We start from the raw sequence: 3,889 nt of genomic DNA, 5'->3' as shown, positions 1-3,889 counted from the left end.
AGCAAAAACACAAGCCGAAAGTGCTAATGAAGCCAAAAGTTTATTTTTGGCAATGATGAGCCACGAAATACGTACGCCAATGAATGGCATTGTTGGCATGATTGATTTATTAAAAGAAACGACACTTGATCATGAACAAGCCAATATGCTTAGTACTATTCGTGAGTCTTCATTCGTATTACTTAATTTATTAGATGATATTTTAGACTTTTCTAAAATCGAAGCTGGTCGTTTAAGCCTAGAAAGAATTCCGTTTTCATTGAGTGAACTGATAGAAAGTGTCACTGAAACACTCATGCCTAATGCCTTACAAAAAGATATTTCTCTAAGCTGTTTTATTAACCCAGACCTACCCGATAGGCTAGAAGGCGATCCTGTTAGATTACGACAAATATTACTCAATTTATGTAGTAATGCCATTAAATTTACTCATCCCAGTACAAGTAAACAAGGCATGGTTCAAATCAGAGCCGATATCCATGCCTTACATGCCAATGCCGTAGAACTTATGTTGCAAGTAGAAGATGACGGTATTGGTATTGCACCTGATATTATTCATCAATTATTTCAGCCTTTTAGCCAAGCCGAAAACTCTATCCGTCGTAATTATGGTGGCACAGGTTTAGGATTATCGATTTGTCGTCGTCTAACTGAAATTATGGGTGGTTATATTGAAGTTAATAGTTCTGTTGGTATTGGCAGTTGTTTTAGTGTCTTTGTACGATTGCCCATTCATCCACACACAGCCAATCCTATCAATTTAACACAACAAAAAATTATTGCAGTGTTAGATGAAACACCTTTACGCAAAATTATTTATAGTTATTTAAATGCTGCTCATGCAGATGTAGCAATTTTCTCTGATGTTAATCAAATAGATAACTCAATCATTAATCATCAATCCAGTATTTTACTACTAGATAGTCGTTGGCCTACTCCACCCACTCATTTAGCCCATTTACCCACTATTTTATTAACACATCGTCACGACAAAGCCAGCTTAGGGCATCAATTACCTGATAAACAATGGTATTTATGGATTTCACCATTACGTCGTGATGATTTGTACCAAAGCATTTTATTAGCAAGTGGTGTCTTAAAAAATACTTACGTTCATCCTCATCAAATCAACAATAACCGCAAACAACCGCTAGGTATTATTGAAGCCGAACAACAAGGCGTATTAATTTTAGTGGCAGAAGATAATCCTGTTAATCAAAAAGTTGTCGCCAAACAATTAGCCTTTTTGGGCTACACTTGTCTATTAGCAGATAATGGCAAACAAGCTTTAGCTCTTTGGCAACAACACCGTTTTGCTTTAGTCATCACCGATTGTCATATGCCCGAGATGGATGGTTTTGAGCTTACCAAAGCTATTCGCCACCAAGAATCAGTCAATCAACAATCTTGTCCTATTATTGCTTTTACCGCCAATGCGTTACGTGGCGAAGCCGAACGTTGTTTATTAGCGGGCATGAATGACTATCTATCAAAACCTGTTGAAATTCAATCTTTAAAAAGAATGCTGAATAAATGGATGCCATCCTAACATAATAAAAAACACCACCTTTACCTCGTATTAGCTAAAAAATAGTCTCTTTCGCAACCACAATCAAAATATCAACAGCCCCTAATGATGGCGCATAAAGTTAAGTTTTATGGCGTATTTTATCTAGAAATGTTCAAATATTGATCTATAATTCTTTTCAGCAAAATATACAAAAAAATTACTTCTATTTTTTATGCTTATACGTTTGAAAAACGATAAGAAGCCAATAGAAAATCTTTTCAAACTAGAGGATTCATCATGCGCCAATTTACTCAAGCTCTTTGTGGTTTAACTTTAGCCGCAGGTATTGCTGTTGATGCCCAAGCATTTAGCCAAGAAACCCACAAACGCATTGCCATTGATGCCGTTAATTATATGAAGGCCAATCCTACAACAACCAATTACGCCAAAATTTTAAATGCTGCAACTAAAGCAGGTATGACCATTGATCAATTTGCCAATGCCTTGGGTCAAGGGGCTTATGACGTTGATGATTTTATGGACACTTATTTATGTGGCGCAACAACAGGTAGTTGTCAAATTGCACCTGTCTGGGGCTTAGGAGCTGGTATTGTAAAATACACCTCATACTGGCACTTCCAAAACCATACACAAGGTGCTGATGCCCACGGTAACGACTTAGGTGGTTATAACTATGCTAAATTAACCGTTTGGGGTGATATCGACAACATGGCAGCCACTTGGTTATATGGCGATTATTTAGATGATGGCAAAGGTGGTTTAACCGCTTGGTTTTGGCAAGATAGCAGCAAACATAATTCTTATGGCATTACCGAAAAGAATTATCGTTTAGGTGGGTACTCTACCAACAATATGTATGCTGATTTTGAAAAAGCCCCGTTCCAACCAATTGATAACTTGGGTCAATATTGGTTTCAACAATTCTTAGCCGCACCAACAGTACAAACTTTAGGTTTTGTGTTACACACCACTGATTTATTACAACCTCACCACGTTTGGACAACCTCTGCACTTAATCACTCAGGTTGGGAAGGTTGGGTTAATGACTACTATTATTCCGAAGGCTTAAACAATTCTGCTTTAGTCACTGCTGCCTTAAATAACTTAACACCACTATCTTCTACTGCAACAGACATTCGTCCTTTGTTAACCCAAGGTGCAAGTGTTGCTTATAGCCAAGGTGGTATTGTGTTATCTAGCACTGACCATAATGATCGCAAAAACGTGGGCAAAATCGTTGTACCACATGCTATCGCAATGGTTGTTCGTGTATTAAATCGCGCAGCTGAACGTTTATAATAAAAAAGCCTTAATCGTTGTGATTAAGGCTTTTTTATTATAATTTAATGTTATGTTATAACATATAAAAAATAAAATACCAATCAATAAACATCAACTTTATAAAAAAACATCATTAAAACTATTCAAAAAAGGCACTAAACGTCCACTAAAAAACACATCAACTCTGATAAAAATGCCAAATTAACCACAAATTAAAACCATTTATCTATTTATTTGCACCACTCATCCACGTGGCGTCCAAGGTTAAGTTTTTGACAGTTTTCCGCAACGTGATTGTGCATTTAATAGTCTATTATTATCTCACTTACTACATAAAACCTTTATTTAGCCTACTTGCTAAATTCCAAAAACTTTAGGGGTCTATCATGAAAAACGTTACCAAACTGATTTGTGGCACTAGTTTAGCTCTCGGTTTGGCCATGGAAGCCCAAGCTTTTAGTCAAGAAACTCACAAGCGTATTGCTATTGATGCTGTGAACTATATGAAAGCTAACCCAACAACAACTAACTATGCAAAATTATTAAATGGTGCCACTAAAGCTGGTTTAACCATTGATCAATTTGCCAATGCCTTGGGTCAAGGGGCTTATGACGTTGACGATTTTATGGATACTTATTTGTGTGGTGCTAGCACAGGTAGCTGTCAAGTCGCTCCAGTTTGGGGTGCAGGTTCTGGTATCGTTAAATACACTTCTTATTGGCACTTCCAAAACCATACTCAAGGTGCAGATGCTCACGGTAATGACTTGGGTGGTTATAACTATGCCAAATTAACTGTTTGGGGTAGCATTGACAATATGGCCGCTAGCTGGTTGTATGGTGATTATTTAGATGATGGTAAAGGTGGATTAAGTGCTTGGTTTAGTGACAGCACCAAATATAACACCTATGGTATTACCGAAAAAAATTACCGTTTGGGCGGTTACTCGACAAATAGCATGTATGCTGACTTTGAGAAAATGCCATTCCAACCTATTGATAACTTAGGTCAATATTGGTTCCAACAATTCTTAATAACACCGACTGTGCAAACGTTAGGTTTTGTAATGCACACTA

At 37.1% G+C, this 3,889-nt stretch carries 3 protein-coding genes; all 3 read left to right on the top strand.

Features of this window, described 5'->3' with window-relative positions:
* The coding region (locus Q0212_RS07415) for an ATP-binding protein (protein WP_297924101.1) at positions 1 to 1,549 on the top strand (1,549 nt) is incomplete at its 5' end.
* A gap of 258 nt (positions 1,550 to 1,807) precedes the next feature.
* Entirely contained in the window at positions 1,808 to 2,830 is a 1,023-nt protein-coding gene (locus Q0212_RS07410) for a hypothetical protein (protein WP_297924099.1), read from the top strand.
* Positions 2,831 to 3,198: 368 nt separating this feature from the next.
* The coding region (locus Q0212_RS07405) for a hypothetical protein (protein ID WP_297924098.1) at positions 3,199 to 3,889 on the top strand (691 nt) is incomplete at its 3' end.

The sequence above is a fragment of the uncultured Agitococcus sp. genome (genome assembly GCF_937920075.1).
Lineage (GTDB): Bacteria > Pseudomonadota > Gammaproteobacteria > Pseudomonadales > Moraxellaceae > Agitococcus.
This window is presented reverse-complemented; position numbering and strand designations above follow the sequence as displayed.